This is a genomic window from Klebsiella sp. GFKo11 (assembly GCF_056490265.1).
This window is the reverse complement of record NZ_CM151369.1, coordinates 5,337,160-5,356,477: the sequence shown is the minus strand read 5'-3', so window position 1 is coordinate 5,356,477 and position 19,318 is coordinate 5,337,160. Positions and strand designations below refer to the sequence as shown.

At 54.9% G+C, this 19,318-nt stretch carries 19 protein-coding genes; 13 read left to right on the top strand and 6 right to left on the bottom strand.

The genetic code is table 11. From position 1 onward, the window contains the following. Nucleotides 1–41 precede the first annotated feature (41 nt). The 3 genes from AC07P6_RS25700 to nhaR all read left to right on the top strand — a co-directional run bounded on the left by AC07P6_RS25700 (nucleotide 42) and on the right by nhaR (nucleotide 2,670). A complete protein-coding gene (locus tag AC07P6_RS25700) occupies nucleotides 42–341 on the top strand; it encodes a hypothetical protein (RefSeq protein WP_434660190.1) in 300 nt (99 codons plus the stop codon). 201 nt (nucleotides 342–542) lie between these two features. Further along, entirely contained in the window at nucleotides 543–1,718 is a 1,176-nt protein-coding gene (nhaA, locus tag AC07P6_RS25695; protein ID WP_478314988.1) for a Na+/H+ antiporter NhaA, read from the top strand. 52 nt (nucleotides 1,719–1,770) lie between these two features. Then, entirely contained in the window at nucleotides 1,771–2,670 is a 900-nt protein-coding gene (nhaR, locus tag AC07P6_RS25690) for a transcriptional activator NhaR (RefSeq protein WP_434660187.1), read from the top strand. Between the two features lie 49 nt (nucleotides 2,671–2,719). Here nhaR and AC07P6_RS25685 read toward each other — a convergent pair whose 3' ends face one another. The 3 genes from AC07P6_RS25685 to rpsT form a co-directional block, all read right to left on the bottom strand. Then, the gene (locus AC07P6_RS25685) at nucleotides 2,720–4,759 is read right to left on the bottom strand and encodes a glycoside hydrolase family 31 protein (protein WP_478314987.1); all 2,040 of its coding nucleotides are present in this window, start codon (nucleotides 4,757–4,759) and stop codon (nucleotides 2,720–2,722) included. Nucleotides 4,760–4,799: 40 nt separating this feature from the next. Next, the gene (locus AC07P6_RS25680; protein WP_478314986.1) at nucleotides 4,800–6,173 is read right to left on the bottom strand and encodes an MFS transporter; all 1,374 of its coding nucleotides are present in this window, start codon (nucleotides 6,171–6,173) and stop codon (nucleotides 4,800–4,802) included. 439 nt (nucleotides 6,174–6,612) lie between these two features. After that, nucleotides 6,613–6,876, bottom strand: a complete 264-nt coding sequence (gene rpsT / locus AC07P6_RS25675; RefSeq protein WP_003018940.1) for a 30S ribosomal protein S20 — start codon at nucleotides 6,874–6,876, stop codon at nucleotides 6,613–6,615. A gap of 330 nt (nucleotides 6,877–7,206) precedes the next feature. On the opposite strand from rpsT, the gene ribF reads away from it, so the two are divergent. From ribF to AC07P6_RS25640, 7 genes are all read left to right on the top strand, one after another. Next, complete coding sequence (ribF, locus tag AC07P6_RS25670; protein WP_182236218.1) at nucleotides 7,207–8,145, top strand: bifunctional riboflavin kinase/FAD synthetase; 939 nt, start codon at nucleotides 7,207–7,209, stop codon at nucleotides 8,143–8,145. A 44-nt stretch (nucleotides 8,146–8,189) separates the two neighbouring features. Further along, a complete protein-coding gene (gene ileS / locus AC07P6_RS25665) occupies nucleotides 8,190–11,006 on the top strand; it encodes an isoleucine--tRNA ligase (protein ID WP_478314985.1) in 2,817 nt (938 codons plus the stop codon). Next, the gene (lspA, locus tag AC07P6_RS25660) at nucleotides 11,006–11,503 is read left to right on the top strand and encodes a signal peptidase II (protein WP_304255844.1); all 498 of its coding nucleotides are present in this window, start codon (nucleotides 11,006–11,008) and stop codon (nucleotides 11,501–11,503) included. Before ileS ends, lspA begins: the two co-directional genes overlap by 1 nt. Nucleotides 11,504–11,628: 125 nt before the next feature. Next, nucleotides 11,629–12,078: an FKBP-type peptidyl-prolyl cis-trans isomerase gene (fkpB, locus tag AC07P6_RS25655; RefSeq protein ID WP_182236222.1), complete on the top strand. Its 450-nt coding sequence runs from the start codon at nucleotides 11,629–11,631 to the stop codon at nucleotides 12,076–12,078. 1 nt (nucleotide 12,079) lies between these two features. Beyond that, entirely contained in the window at nucleotides 12,080–13,030 is a 951-nt protein-coding gene (gene ispH / locus AC07P6_RS25650) for a 4-hydroxy-3-methylbut-2-enyl diphosphate reductase (RefSeq protein WP_110272650.1), read from the top strand. 65 nt (nucleotides 13,031–13,095) lie between these two features. Continuing rightward, nucleotides 13,096–14,010, top strand: coding sequence for a ribonucleoside hydrolase RihC (gene rihC / locus AC07P6_RS25645; protein ID WP_304255850.1), 915 nt, complete (start codon nucleotides 13,096–13,098; stop codon nucleotides 14,008–14,010). A 222-nt stretch (nucleotides 14,011–14,232) separates the two neighbouring features. Beyond that, nucleotides 14,233–14,595: a DUF805 domain-containing protein gene (locus tag AC07P6_RS25640; protein ID WP_182236226.1), complete on the top strand. Its 363-nt coding sequence runs from the start codon at nucleotides 14,233–14,235 to the stop codon at nucleotides 14,593–14,595. On the opposite strand, the gene AC07P6_RS25635 is transcribed toward AC07P6_RS25640, so the two are convergent. Then, nucleotides 14,528–15,472, bottom strand: a complete 945-nt coding sequence (locus AC07P6_RS25635) for a LysR family transcriptional regulator (RefSeq protein WP_478314984.1) — start codon at nucleotides 15,470–15,472, stop codon at nucleotides 14,528–14,530. The genes AC07P6_RS25640 and AC07P6_RS25635 overlap by 68 nt on opposite strands. Before the next feature lie 92 nt (nucleotides 15,473–15,564). On the opposite strand from AC07P6_RS25635, the gene AC07P6_RS25630 reads away from it, so the two are divergent. From AC07P6_RS25630 to AC07P6_RS25620, 3 genes are all read left to right on the top strand, one after another. Further along, entirely contained in the window at nucleotides 15,565–16,194 is a 630-nt protein-coding gene (locus AC07P6_RS25630) for an alanyl-tRNA editing protein (RefSeq protein WP_434660179.1), read from the top strand. Nucleotides 16,195–16,318: 124 nt separating this feature from the next. Further along, nucleotides 16,319–16,882 carry a glucose-6-phosphate isomerase family protein gene (locus AC07P6_RS25625; RefSeq protein WP_478314983.1) on the top strand — a complete coding sequence of 188 codons (564 nt, stop codon included), beginning with the start codon at nucleotides 16,319–16,321 and terminating at the stop codon, nucleotides 16,880–16,882. After that, nucleotides 16,875–17,657, top strand: coding sequence for a glucose-6-phosphate isomerase family protein (locus AC07P6_RS25620; protein WP_478314982.1), 783 nt, complete (start codon nucleotides 16,875–16,877; stop codon nucleotides 17,655–17,657). The genes AC07P6_RS25625 and AC07P6_RS25620 overlap by 8 nt, the downstream gene beginning before the upstream one ends. A gap of 42 nt (nucleotides 17,658–17,699) precedes the next feature. Here AC07P6_RS25620 and AC07P6_RS25615 read toward each other — a convergent pair whose 3' ends face one another. Continuing rightward, entirely contained in the window at nucleotides 17,700–18,518 is an 819-nt protein-coding gene (locus tag AC07P6_RS25615) for a PTS system mannose/fructose/sorbose family transporter subunit IID (RefSeq protein ID WP_181483651.1), read from the bottom strand. After that, on the bottom strand, nucleotides 18,518–19,315 hold the full coding sequence (locus AC07P6_RS25610) for a PTS mannose/fructose/sorbose/N-acetylgalactosamine transporter subunit IIC (RefSeq protein WP_112215034.1): 798 nt from the start codon (nucleotides 19,313–19,315) through the stop codon (nucleotides 18,518–18,520). Before AC07P6_RS25610 ends, AC07P6_RS25615 begins: the two co-directional genes overlap by 1 nt. Between the last annotated feature and the right edge of the window lie 3 nt (nucleotides 19,316–19,318).

The window sequence follows — 19,318 nt, the reverse complement described above, 5'->3', positions numbered from 1 at the left end:
CGGTCGCGCCCTGGTGAGATCAAATACAGGAGTGCCGAATTATGGATAAAACGCCTCTCGTTCGTTTTGTGGTTCCAACCGTGGTCATGCCGCTTTTTTTTATTGGCTGCGCGCTTGCCGCTTCCGGCGGCCAGCTCCGATTTTCTGGCAGCGTGGTTACCGCGGGTTGCTGGAATGAAATGGGAACCTCCGATATTTTATGCCACCGAGAGGATCGCGTTGAGCGTCATATCACGGTGGAAAATCTCGTTGTCCCCACGACCTCTCCCCATGCCACGATTGAGAAAAACTATCTGGATGAGGATAAGCAACTGACATTACTTCGGGTGGTTTATGATTGACGGGAATTGCCCGTCAGTACCGCTCGCCGTGGGATTGTTAAGATTGGTTTAAGCTTACCCATATCATTGATAAGGCAAATTCTCGATATTCTTTTATTCGTTAAAACCGATCATAAAAGCAATTTAAAACTGATTTTTTCGATGTTTTGCCGGCTGTATTATACTTTTATCGAGTTGTTGACCAGCAAGGTGAGAGTAAAAGTGAAACATCTGCAGCGTTTTTTTAGTAGCGATGCTTCCGGGGGCATTATCTTAATCTTCGCCGCCGTGTTGGCGATGTTATTGGCAAATACTGGAGTGACCAGTGGTTTTTATCACTCTTTTCTGGAAACGCCGGTTCAACTGCGCGTGGGCGCGTTAGAGATCAACAAAAACATGCTGTTGTGGATTAACGACGCGCTGATGGCGGTGTTTTTCCTGCTGATTGGCCTGGAAGTTAAGCGTGAGATGAACCAGGGGGCGTTAGCCAGCCGTCGCCAGGCCGTATTCCCGGTCGTAGCGGCATTAGGTGGCATGGTGGTTCCGGCACTGGTGTATCTGGCATTTAATGCCCAAGATCCGATTGCCAGAGAGGGATGGGCGATTCCGGCAGCGACCGATATCGCTTTTGCGTTGGGCGTTCTGGCGCTGTTGGGCAATCGGGTTCCCGCCGCGCTGAAGATCTTCCTGATGGCGCTGGCCATCATTGATGACCTCGGGGCGATTATTATTATTGCCCTGTTCTATACCAACGACCTTTCAGTGCTGTCATTGATCGTTGCTGCAGGGGCAATCGTTGTTCTGGCGGCGTTAAATCTGAGCGGCGTGCGGCGTACCGGAATCTACATTCTGGTCGGTGCGGTGCTTTGGACTGCGGTATTAAAATCAGGCGTTCACGCGACGCTGGCGGGAGTTATTGTTGGCTTTATGATCCCGCTAAAAGAGCAGAACGGTAAATCTCCGGCGAAGCAGCTTGAGCACGTTCTGCATCCATGGGTGGCATTCTTAATCCTGCCGCTGTTCGCCTTTGCTAATGCGGGGGTCTCGCTGCAGGGCGTGACGGTTGAAGGGCTAACCTCTCTGCTGCCGCTGGGTATCATCGCCGGACTGTTTATCGGTAAGCCGCTTGGGATCAGTGTATTTTGCTGGTTGGCACTGAAGCTGAAATGGGCTTCTCTGCCGGAGGGGACGACCTGTAAGCAGGTTATGGCGGTCGGTATTCTGTGCGGAATTGGCTTCACCATGTCGATTTTTATCGCCACTTTGGCTTTCAGTAGCGTTGACCCGGGATTGATCAACTGGGCCAAGCTTGGCATCCTGATTGGATCGATATTATCGGCAGTCACGGGATACATCATACTGCGTAAGCGCGTAACGGAATCGGGCTACGCTGCTTAACAACTCACGGAGAGCCGTTACGGCTCTCCTGGACATTATCAGGGAGAGAAGCATGTCGCATATCAACTACAACCACCTGTACTACTTCTGGCATGTCTACAAAGAAGGCTCTGTTGTCGGTGCGGCAGAGGCGTTGTTTCTGACACCGCAAACCATCACCGGGCAGATTAAAGCGCTGGAAGAACGTCTGCAGGGGAAGTTGTTCAAACGCAAAGGAAGAGGGCTGGAGCCCAGTGAGCTCGGGGAACTGGTTTTCCGCTATGCCGATCGCATGTTTACGCTGAGCCAGGAAATGCTGGATATCGTTAACTATCGCAAAGAGTCCAATCTGCTGTTTGATGTCGGCGTTGCGGATGCGCTGTCAAAAAGGTTGGTTAGCGGCGTCCTTGATGCTGCGGTCGTCGGCAACGAACAGATCCATTTACGCTGTTTTGAATCGACCCACGAAATGCTGCTTGAGCAGCTAAGTCAGCATAAACTCGACATGATCATCTCCGATTGCCCTATCGACTCCACTCAACAGGAAGGGCTGTTTTCGGTGAAAATCGGCGAATGTAGCGTTAGCTTCTGGTGCATGAATCCACCGCCGAAAAAGCCGTTCCCGGCCTGCCTGGAAGAACGTCGATTACTGATCCCCGGACGCCGCTCGATGCTGGGGCGTAAGCTGCTCAACTGGTTTAACTCGCAGGGATTAAAGGTGGAAATTCTGGGAGAGTTTGATGATGCGGCGCTGATGAAAGCCTTCGGTGCGGCTCACAACGCCATTTTCGTTGCGCCAACGCTATATGTTCATGACTTTTATAGTGATAAATCGATAGTTGAGATCGGGCGGATGGACAACGTGATGGAAGAGTATCACGCCATCTTCGCGGAAAGGATGATTCAGCATCCGGCAGTACAGCGTATCTGTAACCGTGATTATTCGGCGCTTTTCACGCCGCCGCAGGCATAAAGCACGCAATATTTCCGGCTGCGGTGATGAGTACCGCAGCCGGGTTAAACTACAGCGCCAGCAAGCTACGATATTGCCCGCCTTCGCGGATAAATACCGGGATGCGGCTTAGGGGTGTACCGTAGCGCAGCGCCTGCCCTCCCTGATAGCTCTCGCCAGTGGCAAGGTCGGTCCATTTCTCACCTTCCGGCAGCCAGACGTCGCGCTCGCGCATGCCTTCATGCATAACGGGCGCAACCAGCAGATCGGGGCCGAAACAGTACTGATCGGTGATTTCCCAGCTTTTTACCTGATCGGGGAATTCAAAAAACAGGGTCCGCATGACCGGTGTATTGCGTTTATGGGTTTCTGCCATCAGCGCTTTAATATAAGGCTTGAGCTTCTCTCGCAAGGTCAGACAGCCCGTCAGCACGTCACACACGTCCTCGCCATAGCTCCAGACTTCATTTGGCGCGCCGGTTGGGCACTGGGCAATCCCATCCCGATAAGGCTGATCCGGCAAAATCTGCGGATCGCGATTGCCGTGCAGGCGCATCACCGGGCTAAAGACTCCCCACTGGAACCAACGAATCAGCAGCTCATGAAAGCGCGGGTCGTGAATATTCCCGCCATGAAAGCCGCCAATGTCCGTCGTCCACCACGGAATGCCCGCGATCCCCATATTCAGGCCGGCGGCAAACTGGTTGCGCAGAGAACGAAACGAAGAGTGAATGTCGCCTGACCACACCAACGCACCGTAGCGTTGGCTGCCCGCCCACGCGCAGCGTAGCAGGTTGATAACCTGATCTTCACCATCCGATTTCATGCCGTCAAAGAAGGTTTTGGCGTACATTCGCGGATAGATATTGCCGACTTCCAGCACCGGCCCGGCGTGATAGCGATAGTTATCGTAGTCATAGACGCTAAACTCCGGCTCGGCTTCATCTAACCAGAAGAGCTTCACGCCCTTGTCGTAATAATTGCGCTTTGCCTTGCCCCAAACGTAGTCGCGGGCGCCGGGATGGGTGGCATCAAAGAAGGTAGTATTGCCGAGGAAGTCCATGTTAATCGGCAATCCGCGTTCCGTCTGTACCAGCCAGCCGTTTTCGCGCATCTCCCGATAGCTCTCGGTACGGCTGTCAACCGTTGGCCAGACGGAGACCATCAGCTCGATACCCAATGATTTCAGCTCGGCAATCATCGCGTCGGGGTCGGGCCAGTCGCGCGGGTCGAACATCCAGTCGCCCTGATTCGGCCAGTGGAAGAAATCGATAACGATCACCGAGATGGGCAAGTTGCGCTGTTTATATTCGCGGGCGACCGCGAGCAACTCTTCCTGCGTGCGATAGCGTAGTTTGCACTGCCAGAAGCCCATGGCGTAATCCGGCATCATCGGCGGCGTGCCGGTAGCGAGCGCATAAGCCTGGCTAATTTCTGCCGGGGTATCTCCGGCGGTGATCCAGTAGTCCAGCTGTTCGCTGACGTGGGCTTCCCATTCCGTCACGTTTTGCGCAAACGTCGCCCGACCGATGGCCGGGTTGTTCCACAAAAATCCGTAGCCCAGGCTGGAGAGCATAAAAGGTACCGAAGCCTGAGAGTTGCGCTGGGCCAGCTCAAGTACGCACCCTTTGAGATCAAGATTCGCCTGCTGATATTGGCCCATGCCGTAAATTTTTTCCCCTTCGGCGGCTTCGAAGCGGGCTTTGACCGCATATTTCCCGCCCTGAATCGGACGGAACTCGCGGCCCTCAAGATTAAGGGCGCTGACGTACTGGCCGTGAGAGGATTCATCTTCGCCAATTTCCCCCCGCTGACGCCAGAACTCCTGCAACAGGCACTTATGCGGATGGCGATAAAAGGCGATTTGCCCCTTTTGATTGACGATAGCGATAATCTTTCCGTTGGTCAGCGTGGCCTGCTTTTGGTCATAAACGATGTGGCAGGCGCTTTCAGCGACGGGCTCCGTCAGCGCCCAGTCTTCATTTCGCATAACCGGTAGATGACGGCCGCTGCGCACGCGCAGGCTGTTCTCACCCCAGGGTTCTATCCATAAATAGCGATCGTTTTGCTGCCACACCAGACGACGCGGGTCTTGTTGCAAAAATGGCATGGTGGTTCCTCCCATATTCAGGTGGTGAAGGTGAAGAGTGTTAGTGGTTGGTTGTTTCCAGATCGTGGCGAACCCTGTCTTCCATGGCTTCGTATTTTCGGAAGAACAGTAGCGGGATCGCGGCGAGGGCGAAGAGCAGGGCGGGTGCCCAAATGAAGGCCCAGGTTATCCCCTCCAGCCCGACGGCGCTTTGGGCGTGGTTGGGGACGTAGCCAAAACTGTTCATTATCCAGGCGGCGAAGGCGGTACCGATGCCGCTGCCCATCTTGATGCAGAAGGTGCTGCCGAAGGCGATAAGAATACCGGTTGCCTTAATGCCCGTTTTCCAGGCACCGAAGTCGACGGCGAAGCCCAGCATGGCAAAGGGCATCGAGCAGGCGATGCCGCTACCGATATTGCCGATAACCCAGGCGGCGATCAGCAAAGGAATGTTATCCGCAGCCAGCCACATCATCACGCCGCCCAGCGTAGCGACCAGCAGGCCGCTAATCCAAATCCAGGTCTTGGCGATATATTTACTGAAGAAAGGGATGGCGATGATAAACAGAATCTGAATAGTGGCCAGACTGTTAATCAGCGGGACCAGATCTTTGCGATCGAGGTTGTAGGTCAGATAATAGACGATGGTTGTTGAGCGTTGCTGAAGGGCTATCCAGAAGATCAGATTTGCCAGCACCATCAGTATCCACGGCCAGTTGCCTTTCATTGCCGCGAAGCTCTTTTTCATCGGCAGTTTGGGTTCTTGCTGTATTTTATCCGCATCCATTTCGCGAATATTTTTAAACGCAAAAAGGGTTAGCGAACAGGATATAATGGCGAACAGAATCGCGGTGTAAATAAACCCGGCATGGTCATTACCTTTACCTAAAAAAGCCACTAACGGCAGCGCGGTGGCGTTCATTAACAGGACCCCAATTTGTCCTCCTGTCATTCTCCATGAGTTTAATACCAGGCGCTCTTTAGGAGATAAAGTCATTAGCGGTAATATTGCGCTGAGCGGCGTATTGAGTCCGGTAAATAAAATGCTGGCGATCATGTAGGATATTGCTGCATATATGGCTTTTCCAGTCATGCTGATATCGGGAGACCAAAAAGACAGCGCGCTAAATACGCCAAATGGCAGCGGTAGCCACAGAAACCAGGGGCGACATTTCCCGTAGCGAGAGCGTGTTTTATCGATGATAATCCCCCAGATAGGGGCGTCGATACCGTCTACAATACGCGCCAGCAGAAGGATCACGCCTGCTACCGCAAGGCTAATACCTGCAACGTCGGTGTAGAAATATAATATGTACGTTGAACCGAAACAGTACAGCAGATTGCCAGCGACATCTAAAGAACCGTAGCTGATGCGCTGTAGCAAAGATAATGATGTTGACCCGGAAGTCTGGGTATCCTCAATAACAGAACTCATGGTGATAACTCCTGTATTGGAACGATACGCCCAGAAAAACAGCTTTTATTTTCTAAGCTGTAGGGTGTTTTTTATTTTTTAATCTTTATGAATAGTGACCTTAGGGTTAAATGGAGTCATTAAATTGTACATAAAAATAGTTAACCACAGCGGTGCGATCAATTATCAAATCTTACATCAGGATTGCGTTTATTCGTTTTTCTATGAGTTATTATGCTATTTGCCATGCTGGTCACATTTTCATCGGAAATGAAATAAAATCATTTATACAATGAAAGAAAATATCTTTCATATGCGCTATTCGTGATCCTGGCGAGGGGGCTGGTTGGTAAGGCGAAAGAAGCGGGGCGATGGTGATAGATGAGCGAAGTCGATAACCAACAGGCATAAAAAAACCCGCTTTCGCGGGTTTTTTCACAAAGCGACAACAAGCAGGCGATTAAGCCAGTTTGTTGATCTGAGCGGTCAGGTTTGCTTTATGACGCGCAGCTTTGTTTTTGTGGATCAGACCTTTAGCAGCCTGACGGTCCACGATTGGTTGCATTTCGTTAAATGCTTTCAGTGCAGTAGCTTTGTCGCCAGCTTCGATGGCTGCGTATACTTTCTTGATGAAAGTACGCATCATAGAGCGACGGCTAGCGTTGTGCTTGCGGGCCTTTTCAGACTGAACGGCGCGCTTCTTAGCTGATTTGATATTAGCCAAGGTCCAACTCCCAAATGTGTTCTATATGGACAATTCAAAGGCCGAGGAGAATGCCCGTTTAGCCTTCTTTTGTCAATGGATTTGTGCAAATAAGCGTCGCTTAAAACAACAACGCTTCATTACGTAGTGATGGCGCAAGATTCTACCAGCTTGTTGCTAGCGAATACAGCCTTTCAACCATAAAAATCGATGGGGCCGGGTAGTTTTTCCTGCATTGCTACGCTGAGTTGATGAATTACCGGGATCTTTCGGTGAAGAGGTGCAATCGCTGGTTAACGTCGCCAGTTGTACAAGGTATACTCGGACGATTTTCACTGTTTTGAGCCAGACATGAAGCTGATACGCGGCATACATAATCTCAGTCAGGCCCCGCACGGGTGCGTGCTGACCATTGGAAATTTTGACGGCGTGCATCGCGGGCACCAGGCATTATTGCAGCGTTTGCGCGCAGAAGGTCGCCAGCGCGGTTTACCGGTGGTGGTGATGATTTTTGAGCCACAGCCGCTTGAGCTTTTTGCTGCCGATAAAGCGCCGGCGCGTTTAACGCGTCTGCGTGAAAAACTGAACTATCTGGCTGAAAGCGGCGTCGACTACGTGCTGTGCGTGCGTTTTGATCGGCGCTTTGCGGCACTGACCGCCCAGGATTTTATTAGTGAACTGCTGGTCCGCCGTTTAGGTGTGCAGTTCCTTGCCGTTGGCGATGATTTCCGCTTTGGCGCTGGTCGCCAGGGGGATTTCTTGTTATTACAAAAGGCCGGTGTGGAATACGGCTTTGACATCACCAGCACCCAAACCTTCTGTGAAGGCGGTTTGCGCATTAGCAGCACGGCGGTGCGTCAGGCGCTGGCGGATGACGATCTGGCGCTGGCGGAAACCCTGCTGGGGCATCCGTTTACCATCTCCGGGCGCGTTGTCCACGGCGATGAACTGGGGCGCACGATAGGCTTCCCGACGGCGAATTTACCGCTGCGTCGTCAGGTTTCCCCGGTAAAAGGGGTCTATGCGGTTGAAGTGACAGGGCTTGGCGACAAACCTCTTGTAGGCGTTGCCAACATTGGCACTCGTCCAACGGTATCCGGCGTGCGTCAGCAGCTGGAAGTACATCTGTTGGATGTTGTAATGGACCTCTACGGTCGCCATATAGATGTAATACTGCGTAAAAAAATACGTAACGAGCAGCGATTTGCGTCGCTCGATGAACTGAAAGCGCAAATCGCACGTGATGAGTTAACGGCCCGCGACTTCTTTGGGCTAACCGGGCAGGCATAACCCTGACGGTGTTTATCAAACCGAAATACGGAACCGAGAATCTGATGAGTGACTATAAATCGACCCTGAATTTGCCGGAAACAGGGTTCCCGATGCGCGGCGACCTCGCCAAGCGTGAACCGGGAATGCTGGCGCGTTGGACCGATGATGACCTGTACGGCATCATTCGTGCAGCCAAAAAAGGCAAAAAAACCTTCATTCTGCATGATGGCCCTCCTTATGCGAATGGCAGCATTCATATTGGTCACTCGGTTAACAAGATTCTGAAAGACATTATCGTTAAGTCCAAAGGGCTGACGGGCTATGACTCTCCGTACGTTCCGGGTTGGGACTGCCACGGTCTGCCGATTGAGCTGAAAGTGGAGCAGGAATACGGCAAGCCGGGCGAGAAGTTCACCGCCGCCGAATTCCGCGCCAAGTGTCGCGAATATGCAGCTCTGCAGATTGACGGCCAGCGTGAAGACTTTATCCGTTTGGGCGTGCTCGGCGACTGGTCGCACCCGTACCTGACCATGGACTTCAAAACTGAAGCCAATATCATCCGCGCGCTGGGTAAAATCATCGGCAACGGTCACCTGCACAAAGGCGCGAAGCCAGTGCATTGGTGCGTAGACTGCCGTTCTGCGCTGGCGGAAGCGGAAGTTGAGTATTACGACAAAACCTCCCCGTCCATCGACGTGGCCTTCCACGCGACGGATAAAGCGGCGGTGCTGGCGAAATTTGGCATAGCCGACGTTAACGGCCCGGTCTCTCTGGTTATCTGGACTACCACTCCGTGGACCCTGCCAGCTAACCGAGCGATCTCCCTGTCGCCGGAATTCGACTATGCGCTGGTGCAGGTTGACGGCCAGGCGCTGATCCTCGCCAAAGACCTGGTCGAAAGCGTGATGCAACGTGCCGGTATCACTGATTACACTATCCTCGCGGTGGTGAACGGTGCTGAACTGGAGCTGATGCGCTTTAAGCACCCGTTCCTTGATTTCGATGTCCCGGCGATCCTTGGCGATCACGTCACCCTGGACGCGGGTACCGGTGCGGTACATACCGCGCCAGGCCACGGCCCTGATGACTATGTTATCGGTCAAAAATATGGTCTGGAAGTGGCTAACCCGGTCGGTCCGGACGGCACTTACCTGCCGGGTACTTACCCGACGCTGGACGGCGTTAATGTCTTTAAAGCCAACGACCTTGTGGTTGCCCTGCTGACGGAAAAAGGCGCGCTGCTGCACGTTGAAAAAATGCAGCACAGCTACCCATGCTGCTGGCGTCACAAGTCACCGATCATCTTCCGCGCCACCCCGCAGTGGTTCGTGAGCATGGATCAGAAAGGCCTGCGCGCGCAGTCGCTTTCCGAAATCAAAGGCGTGCAGTGGATCCCGGACTGGGGCCAGGCGCGTATCGAATCGATGGTCGCCAACCGTCCTGACTGGTGTATCTCCCGTCAGCGCACCTGGGGCGTACCGATGTCGCTGTTCGTGCATAAAGAGACGCAAGAGCTGCATCCGCGCACGCTGGAACTGATGGAAGAAGTCGCTAAACGCGTAGAAGTCGACGGCATCCAGGCATGGTGGGATCTCGACTCCCGCGACATCCTCGGCGCTGATGCTGATAGCTACGAGAAAGTGCCGGATACCCTCGACGTGTGGTTCGACTCTGGTTCAACTCACTCTTCTGTCGTTGACGTGCGTCCGGAGTTCTCTGGTCACGCCGCCGACATGTATCTGGAAGGTTCCGACCAGCACCGCGGCTGGTTTATGTCCTCGCTGATGATTTCTACCGCGATGAAGGGCAAAGCACCGTATCGTCAGGTACTGACCCACGGCTTTACCGTTGATGGTCAGGGCCGCAAGATGTCTAAATCCATAGGCAACACCGTCTCTCCGCAGGACGTGATGAACAAACTGGGCGCGGATATTCTGCGTCTGTGGGTGGCTTCCACCGATTACACCGGCGAAATGGCGGTCTCCGACGAGATCCTCAAACGCGCCGCCGACAGCTATCGTCGTATCCGTAACACCGCGCGCTTCCTGCTGGCGAACCTCAACGGTTTCGATCCGGTAAAAGACATGGTGAAACCGGAAGACATGGTGGTGCTGGATCGTTGGGCTGTAGGCTGCGCGCAAGCGGCGCAGGAAGATATCCTGAAAGCCTATGAGTCTTACGATTTCCACGAAGTGGTGCAGCGCCTGATGCGTTTCTGTTCCATCGAAATGGGCTCGTTCTGGCTCGATATCATCAAAGATCGCCAGTACACCACCAAAGCGGACAGCGTCGCGCGTCGTAGCTGCCAGACCGCGCTGTACCATATTGCCGAGGCGCTGGTGCGCTGGATGGCGCCGATCATGTCCTTCACTGCCGACGAAATCTGGGGTTACCTGCCGGGCGACCGTGAGAAATACGTCTTTACCGGTGAGTGGTATGAAGGCCTGTTCGGCCTGGCCGATGATGAAGCGATGAACGACGGTTTCTGGGACGAGCTGCTGAAAGTGCGTGGCGAAGTCAACAAGGTTATCGAGCAGGCGCGTGCGGATAAGCAAGTGGGCGGCTCTCTGGAAGCAGCGGTCACCCTGTATGCCGATGCTGACCTCGCGGCGAAGCTGAATGCGCTGGACGATGAATTGCGATTTGTCCTGTTGACCTCCGGGGCGAAAGTTGCCGATTATGCGCAGGCTCCGGCCGACGCATGGCAGAGTGAGTTGCTGAAAGGACTGAAAGTTGTGCTGAGCAAAGCTGAAGGTGATAAGTGCCCGCGCTGCTGGCACTACACCACGGATGTCGGCAAGGTGGCGGAACATGCGGAAATCTGCGGACGCTGTGTTAGCAACATTGCCGGTGACGGCGAAAAACGTAAATTTGCCTGATGAGTAAACCGATTGGTTCAACAGGGCTACGCTGGCTATGGCTGGTGGTAGTCGTGCTGATTATCGATTTAGGCAGCAAATACCTGATCCTCCAGAACTTTGCTCTGGGGGATACGGTGTCGCTGTTTCCGTCGCTTAATCTGCATTATGCGCGTAACTACGGCGCGGCTTTTAGCTTCCTCGCCGACAGCGGCGGCTGGCAGCGCTGGTTCTTCGCGGGTATCGCTATCGGTATCTGCGTGATCCTCGCGGTGCTGATGTATCGCTCGAAGGCGACGCAAAAGCTGAATAACATTGCCTATGCGCTGATTATTGGCGGCGCATTGGGTAATTTATTCGACCGGCTGTGGCATGGTTTTGTCGTCGATATGATTGATTTCTACGTCGGGGACTGGCATTTCGCCACCTTCAATCTTGCTGATACCGCGATTTGTGTCGGTGCGGCGCTGATTGTGCTGGAAGGCTTCTTGCCTTCCAGTGATAAAAAAACATCATAAAAAATTGCCGGATGGCGACGCTAAAGCGTCTTATCCGGCCTACAGTATACATCGGCCTTTGTAGGCCCGGTAAGCACAGCGCCGCCGGGCAAACAAGCGGCGGCAATGTAAAAGAGCAAACCTGCATGTCAAACTCTGTACAAAGCAACAGTGCGGTGCTGGTGCACTTCACCCTAAAGCTCGACGATGGCTCCACCGCAGAGTCAACCCGCAATAACGGTAAACCCGCGCTTTTCCGCCTGGGCGATACCTCGCTCTCTGAAGGTCTTGAGCAGCATCTGCTGGGGCTGAAAGAGGGGGATAAAACGACCTTTACTCTGGAACCGGATGCCGCGTTTGGCGTAACGAGCCCGGATCTGATTCAATATTTCTCGCGCCGGGAATTTATCGACGCGGGTGAGCCTTCAATCGGCGCGATTATGCTCTTTACCGCAATGGATGGCAGCGAAATGCCTGGTGTGATCCGCGAAGTGAACGGCGATTCGATCACCGTTGATTTCAACCATCCGCTGGCCGGGCGTACCGTTCATTTTGATGTTGAAGTGCTGGAGATCGATCCGGCGCTGGAGGGGTAAAATGCAGATTCTGTTGGCTAACCCGCGCGGCTTTTGCGCAGGCGTTGACCGCGCTATCAGCATTGTTGAAAACGCGCTGACGCTCTACGGCGCGCCGATCTACGTGCGTCATGAAGTCGTGCACAACCGCTATGTTGTGGACAGCCTGCGCCAACGCGGCGCGATTTTTATCGAGCAGATTAGCGAAGTGCCGGACGGCGCGATCCTGATTTTCTCCGCCCACGGCGTCTCCCAGGCCGTACGCAACGAAGCGAAAAGCCGCGATCTGACGGTCTTTGACGCGACCTGCCCGCTGGTAACCAAAGTGCATATGGAAGTTGCCCGCGCCAGCCGTCGTGGTGAAGAGTCGATTCTGATTGGTCACGCCGGCCACCCAGAAGTCGAAGGCACCATGGGCCAGTACAGCAATCCGCAGGGCGGAATGTATCTGGTGGAGTCACCGGATGATGTCTGGACGCTGGATGTGAAAAACGACGCTAAGCTGTCGTTTATGACCCAGACAACCCTCTCCGTCGACGATACCTCTGACGTGATTGATGCCCTGCGCGAACGTTTCCCAAAAATCGTCGGGCCGCGTAAAGACGACATTTGCTACGCCACCACCAACCGTCAGGAAGCGGTTCGTGCGCTAGCCGGGCAGGCTGATGTTGTGCTGGTGGTGGGGTCGAAAAACTCCTCCAACTCCAACCGTCTGGCCGAACTGGCCCAACGGATGGGGAAAGCAGCGTATCTGATTGACGACGCGTCCGATATCCAGGAAGCATGGGTAAAAGAAGTGCAATGCGTAGGTGTGACTGCAGGCGCATCGGCGCCGGATATTCTGGTGCAGAACGTCATTTCCCGCTTGCAGGAGCTGGGCGGCGGTGAAGCGGTGCCGCTGGAAGGCCGCGAAGAGAACATTGTTTTCGAAGTGCCGAAAGAACTGCGCGTAGATGTCCGTGAAGTAGAGTAAGTTCTTTCCCGCCACAGTATGAGAAGATGCCAGACTTAACGTCTGGCATTTTTTATGGAGAAACTATGCGCTTACCGATCATTCTGGATACCGATCCCGGCATTGATGATGCGGCGGCGATTGCCGCGGCGCTGTTCGCACCCGAGCTGGATCTGCAGCTGATGACTACGGTGGCGGGCAATGTGTCGGTGGAGAAAACCACCCGCAACGCTCTGCAACTGCTGCACTTCTGGAACGCCGATGTCCCGCTGGCACAGGGCGCATCGATGCCGCTGGTTCGCCCGCTGCGCGACGCCGCCTCCGTGCACGGCGAGTCCGGTATGGAAGGCTACGATTTCGTTGAGCATAACCGCCAGCCGCTGGCGAAACCGGCATTTCAGGCCATCCGCGATGCGTTAATGCACGCGCCGGAGCCGATGACCCTGGTGGCGATTGGCCCGTTAACCAATATCGCGCTGCTGCTGACCCAATATCCCGAATGCCGTTTTAACATCCGCCGTCTGGTGATCATGGGTGGCTCTGCCGGGCGCGGCAATTTTACGCCGAATGCGGAATTTAACATCGCCATCGATCCGGAAGCGGCGGCCAAAGTGTTCAACAGCGGGCTGGAGATCGTGATGTGTGGACTGGACGTCACCAATCAGGCGATGCTGACCCCTGAGTATCTTGCCACGCTACCCACGCTTAACCAGACTGGAAAAATGCTTCATGCGCTGTTTAGTCACTATCGCAGCGGTAGCATGAGCAGCGGCCTGCGCATGCACGACCTGTGCGCGATTGCGTGGCTGGTTCGCCCGCAGCTCTTTACCCTCGAGCCGTGTTTTGTGGCGGTGGAAACTCAGGGGACATGGACCTCAGGCACCACGGTGGTCGATATTGAAGGCAAGCTGGGCCAACCGGCAAACGCGCAGGTGGCGCTGGGGTTGGATGTCGAAGGATTCCAGCGCTGGGCGGCCGAGGTGATTGCGCTGGCACCTTAACCATCAAAGATAAATATCAGGGAGATGTCAGACTACTGACAAAGTGCGCTCTTTAGGAATTGCCTGGCGGCGCTTCGCTTGCACAGGCCTGTGAAATTGCATAATTTCTTGATATTGCGGGTTTTGTAGGCAGGGTAAAGCGTTAGCCGCCACCCGGCAGAAAGGTGGGCACAATGTTCAATACAGGTTTGTCATCAGTCTCACATCAGGGAAATGGACACCATGACTTACGGACAAGCGTATTTCAACGGCTGGAAAAAGGGCTTCAATTTTAGTGGCGTAGCCAGCAGGCAGGAGTTTTGGTCCTTTTTTATCACCAACCTGCTGATTCTGGCGCTGCCGCTGGCGGCCTGGTTTTTGGCGATGCAGCATAACTATCAGTACGGGGTATTTATTTTTTACGCCCTGCCGCTCAGCGCTATTTTATTGCTACCTATGATTATCCCTCTGCTGGCAGTCGGCTGTCGGCGTATGCACGATATCGGACGCTCGGGCTGGTGGTTCGCCCTGTGTTTGATTATTCCGTGGTTTTTGCTCGTCGCGCTGTGGCTATGTTGCCTGAAGCCGGTTTCATCTTCTCGCTGAGATAATCAATCATCGCCCGCATTCTGGCGGGCATATGCTTATTGCCCGACCACAGCAGCCAAAGCTGGCCGGAATAGCGGCTGATAAACTCCCACTCCGGCAGAACCTGCACAATCTCGCCGCGCTCCAGCGCTTCGCGGGCGGTAAACAGCGGCAGGCTGCCGATCCCCAGATTTTGCTTCACGGCATCGAGGCGCACGGCGGTATGGTTGGCAGCATAGCGACCGTGAGTCTGAATCGTCTCCGTTTTGCCATCGCGGCGGAACTTCCAGCGCGCGTCGGCGGGCGTTTCGCCAAGGCTGATACAACTATGATCGCGCAGATCCTGCGGCGTTTGCGGATGTCCATGTTGTTCCAGGTAGCCAGGCGTCGCGCAGATAACATGGCCGATTGGCATCAGCGGCTTGCCGTGCAGACCCGGGGAGGGTGTATGGGTAATACGCAGCGCCAGGTCGATACCATCATCAATAAAATCGAGCACCCGGTCTTCGAGACGCAGGCAAACATCGACCTGCGGATAGCGGGCAAAAAACTCCAGCATTAGCGGATGAATCACAAACCGTCCCACCGCTTTCGGCACGCTTAATGTCAGCTTACCTTGCGCTACCGCCTGAGCACTGCTGGCGGAGTCCATGGCCTGACGGGCCGCCTCCAGCATCTCCAGCACATGGTCGTAAACCGTCTTACCGGCATCGCTGAGACGCAGCTTGCGCGTGGTACGGTGCAGCAGCTTACAACCCATCTCCTGTTCCAGCCGTGAGACGCTGCGGCTGATGGCGGACGGCGTGGCGCCTGCCTGACGGGCGACGGCGGAAAAACTGCCCTGTTCGACAATCTGCACAAACAGGGCGAGGTCGGGAAGTAAGTTCAAATTCATTTGTGCTTCCTGAGCAAAATTGCATTGATGTCTGACGGGATTATCGCTGTCGGTAATATCAATATACTGTGTTGACAGAGAGGAGAACAACCATGACTGAACGTCTTTATTACACCAGCGATGCCGCCGAATGCCGTGCGCGAGTGGTGAATTGCCTGAGCGAAGCCGATGGGCGCTACGCCATTGAACTGGACCGCACCCTGTTTCATCCGCAGGGCGGCGGGCAACCAGCAGATCGCGGCTGGATTGCTGATGTTGCGGTTGAAAGCGTTATCGCGCGCGGCGATAGCATTGCGCATATTGTTTCGCAGCCGCTGGCGCTCGATGAGGTGGCAATCCGCATTGATATTGAGGCGAGGCAGGTCCACGCGCGTCTGCACTCTGCCGGGCACTTGCTGGGTCAGGCCGGTGAGTTGTTCGGCTGGCAGCCGATTAAAGCTCATCACTGGCCGGGAGAAGGGCGCATTACCTTTGCGGCGGGTGCTAATGCCGTGCTGCCCGAGGCCAGCATGCTGCTGGAAAAAGTTGAAACCTGGCAGGCAGAGAATTTACCGCGTCAGGTCTCTTTTGCTGATGGCCTGCGCAAGGTGGGCTTCGGCGACATGCTGAGCTATCCCTGCGGCGGTACCCACGTTGCCAGCCTGTCTGAGTTGGGGAAAGTCGTCATTACTCAGGTGAAGATGAAAAAGGGCCAGATGATCGTGAGCTACACTCTGGAGTGAAAAGGAGGGCGCATGGCTGTAATCTGTTTGTGTGATTTCGCCAGCAAAGACGCCATCTTGATAGCAGGTTAATCGATTAATCTGCTATTCTGACAACGCTGTTCTCCTCGGGCCGGAGACACATATGAATCCTGTTTTTATCCAGCCGCCGCAGGTGGCATGGGCTAGCGGAGCATTATCCGACGGCCCGCTATTACGTAAATCAACGCGAATCGAAGATCTTGTTGGGATTTTTGTTGATGAACTCGCCCGGCAGGCAATGCCCGGCGATCTCACCGTTTATGATGTTGAAATGCTGACCACTTCACCCGCCGAGGGTGAACTCTACACTGGCGTAACCCACCTTTATCCCGGCAAAGTCGGCCATGAGTTTTTTATGACCCGCGGCCATTTCCATCACCGTCGTGAGCAGGGCGAAGTCTATTTCGGCCTGCGCGGGAGCGGCTTGCTGCTATTGCAAAATGAACAGGGCGAGGCGCGACTGGAGAAGGTCTTTGCCGGTTCGGTCCATATCATTCTTGGTTTTACCGCTCACCGGCTGATCAATACCGGCGATGATGTGCTTTCCGCGCTGGCGGTTTGGCCTGCCGTCGCCGGGCATGATTACGCGGCGCTGGCAGACGGCTTTGCGCTGCGGGTGATTGAGGAAAATCAGACCGTTCAGGCAAAGGAGGTGCAGAATGGCTGACTCAGCCCGCCGTTACGGCCTGGATATGGCGATTCATCATCAGCCGCTGGGTTTTAGCTATGGTGAAGATGTGACCGGGCCGATGCCGGAGATCCGCCGCCTCGATCATATTCGCGCTTCGCTGCGCGACCCGCATTGCGACGGCCCGCAAGAGGTCTATGCCATCGCCATGGATGTGGCGAGGATGCAGGATCGCGAAACGCTGCAAAAGCGCATGCTGCTGTTTGGCGTGGTGACCTATGCCGCCGGGCGTTTGGGTGAAGAGCCGATTCGCAGCCAGGGGCATGTTCATCGTATTAGCCAGCACAGCGGTTGGTCGCCGCCGGAGCTGTATGAAATCTGGCAGGGCAGCGCGATTATCTATATGCAGGAGTACGTTGAGGACGACCCGGGCCGCTGCTTTGCGGTGATTGCCGGACCCGGCGAAAAAGTGCTGGTCCCGCCGGGGTGGGGGCACGCCACAATATCGGCTAACCCGGAGGTGCCGCTCACCTTTGGCGCCTGGTGCGACCGTGAATATGGTTTTGAATATGAGGCCGTACGGGCGCATAAGGGGCTGGCGTGGTATCCGCTATTGCAGGATAAGCATGTGGTCTGGCAGCACAATCCGCGCTACGTTCCTGGACGTTTACAGGCGGTCACCCCTCGGGAGTACACCGAGTTTGGTATAACCTCCGCCCCGATTTATCAGCAGTTTATTGACGATCCGGCACGCTTTCAGTTTATCTCCCGCCCGGATAAAACGGCAGAGCTGTGGCGCAACTTCCATCCATAAAAAACCGGGGCTGAACGCCCCGGTGTGTCACATCCACAAAAATTAACCGGCAAACAGGCCGCTGGCGACGCCAAGCGCTGCCAGCACCAGCAGTAGTACCATCGCTTTCACCGGTGAAACGCCGCGCTTCGCCATCAAATACCAGGTCCCTAACACCACCACCAGCGGCAGCAGCTGCGGGAAGATGCCGTCGAGCATCTGCTGAACGTGGATATTGACGCCATCCTGGGTGATGAACTCCAGCCCGGTGCCCAGCTTAACGTAGCTGGCTGCCACGCCGCCCATCACAAAAACGCCTAATAGCGATAGGGCTTCGCGCAGGCGGGCTGATTTGCTGCTGACCAGCATCTCCACCGAGCCGGAGCCCATTTTGTAGCCTTTGAGAAATAGGAACCACGAACCGGGCAGGATAATCGCCAGCCAGGCGACGGTATAAAATAGCGGCCCAAGAATATTACCGCCTGCCGCCAGCGCCATCCCGATGCTGAGCAGAATAGGGATCAGCATTCCGGGGATCATCGAATCGCCGATCCCGGCAATCGGTCCCATCAGACCCACTTTCAGGGTGTTGATCGTTTCGCCGTCGATCGGCTCGCCGTTGGCCTTTTTCTCCTCCAGCCCCAGCGCCATCCCGTTAACGATCGCGCCGATCTGCGGTTCTGTATTATAGAACGAGGCGTGACGGCGCAGCATCTCGGTACGCTGGGCGGCATCCGGGTAGAGCTTTTTCGCCACCGGCAGCATGCTCAGGCAAAAGCCGAAGGACTCAAGGCGCTCAAAGCTCATTGACGACAGGTTATGCATCATCCACGCCCGCCAGCAGCGGCGCAGATCTTTACGGGTAAGAGTACGCTCTTCCATCAGAATTCATCCTCATCATCGACCACCGGTCTCGCGCCCGCAGCCTGCGGCGGTTCCGGTTTATAGTTGTAATGGATAAGCGCCAGCAGCGAACCGACGATCACCAGCGCGACCATGTTGAGCTTTAAAAAAACGATGCAGACGAAACCGACCAGAAAGTAGATCAGCATGGTGTAGTTTTTAATGATCTGCTTAAGCAGGATCGCGATCCCGACGGCGGGCAGGATGCCGCCCAGCACGTTCATCGTCGACAGCACGATTTTCGGCAGACTATCCATAAAACCGCTGATGTACTGCGCGCCGAAATAGACCGCGATAAACGTGGGTACGAAACGCAAAATGAAATTCGTCACCTGCGGCCAGATCGCGCTGTTCAGATACAGCCCGCGCTCATCGCCGCGATCCAGCGCCACGTCGGCCCGGTGGTTCCAGAAGGAGTTCAGTACCATCATCGCGTTGAATAAAATGGTTCCGGCGATACCAATTGTCGCCGCCAGCGCCACCGCCACTTCCGGGCCTTTGCCCGATAAAATACCCAGCGCGATGGCCGGATAAGCGACAAAGTTGAGATCCGCAGGCATTGAGCCGCCCGGCGTCACCATCGCGATATACACCGCCTGTACCGCAACGCCTATCATGATCCCGGTTTTCAGATCGCCGAGAATCAGCCCGACCAGCATTCCGGAAACCAGCGGTCGGGTAATCAGGTACCAGCCGCCGGTCAGCCCGAAAAGCCAGGGACTGCTCAGCGCACCCAGGTAGCAGAGAATGCCAATTAGCGTAGCTTCGATAATCATCGT

Coding starts and splice junctions, on each gene's coding strand:
- AC07P6_RS25610 (WP_112215034.1), bottom strand. CDS start 19,315: ATGATTATCGAAGCTACGCTAATTGGCATTCTCTGCTACCTGGGTGCG.
- AC07P6_RS25625 (WP_478314983.1), top strand. CDS start 16,319: ATGAATCCTGTTTTTATCCAGCCGCCGCAGGTGGCATGGGCTAGCGGA.
- nhaR (WP_434660187.1), top strand. CDS start 1,771: ATGTCGCATATCAACTACAACCACCTGTACTACTTCTGGCATGTCTAC.
- ribF (WP_182236218.1), top strand. CDS start 7,207: ATGAAGCTGATACGCGGCATACATAATCTCAGTCAGGCCCCGCACGGG.
- rihC (WP_304255850.1), top strand. CDS start 13,096: ATGCGCTTACCGATCATTCTGGATACCGATCCCGGCATTGATGATGCG.
- ispH (WP_110272650.1), top strand. CDS start 12,080: ATGCAGATTCTGTTGGCTAACCCGCGCGGCTTTTGCGCAGGCGTTGAC.
- AC07P6_RS25680 (WP_478314986.1), bottom strand. CDS start 6,173: ATGAGTTCTGTTATTGAGGATACCCAGACTTCCGGGTCAACATCATTA.
- AC07P6_RS25630 (WP_434660179.1), top strand. CDS start 15,565: ATGACTGAACGTCTTTATTACACCAGCGATGCCGCCGAATGCCGTGCG.
- AC07P6_RS25635 (WP_478314984.1), bottom strand. CDS start 15,472: ATGAATTTGAACTTACTTCCCGACCTCGCCCTGTTTGTGCAGATTGTC.
- AC07P6_RS25700 (WP_434660190.1), top strand. CDS start 42: ATGGATAAAACGCCTCTCGTTCGTTTTGTGGTTCCAACCGTGGTCATG.
- AC07P6_RS25685 (WP_478314987.1), bottom strand. CDS start 4,759: ATGCCATTTTTGCAACAAGACCCGCGTCGTCTGGTGTGGCAGCAAAAC.
- AC07P6_RS25615 (WP_181483651.1), bottom strand. CDS start 18,518: ATGGAAGAGCGTACTCTTACCCGTAAAGATCTGCGCCGCTGCTGGCGG.
- AC07P6_RS25620 (WP_478314982.1), top strand. CDS start 16,875: ATGGCTGACTCAGCCCGCCGTTACGGCCTGGATATGGCGATTCATCAT.
- AC07P6_RS25640 (WP_182236226.1), top strand. CDS start 14,233: ATGACTTACGGACAAGCGTATTTCAACGGCTGGAAAAAGGGCTTCAAT.
- ileS (WP_478314985.1), top strand. CDS start 8,190: ATGAGTGACTATAAATCGACCCTGAATTTGCCGGAAACAGGGTTCCCG.
- lspA (WP_304255844.1), top strand. CDS start 11,006: ATGAGTAAACCGATTGGTTCAACAGGGCTACGCTGGCTATGGCTGGTG.
- fkpB (WP_182236222.1), top strand. CDS start 11,629: ATGTCAAACTCTGTACAAAGCAACAGTGCGGTGCTGGTGCACTTCACC.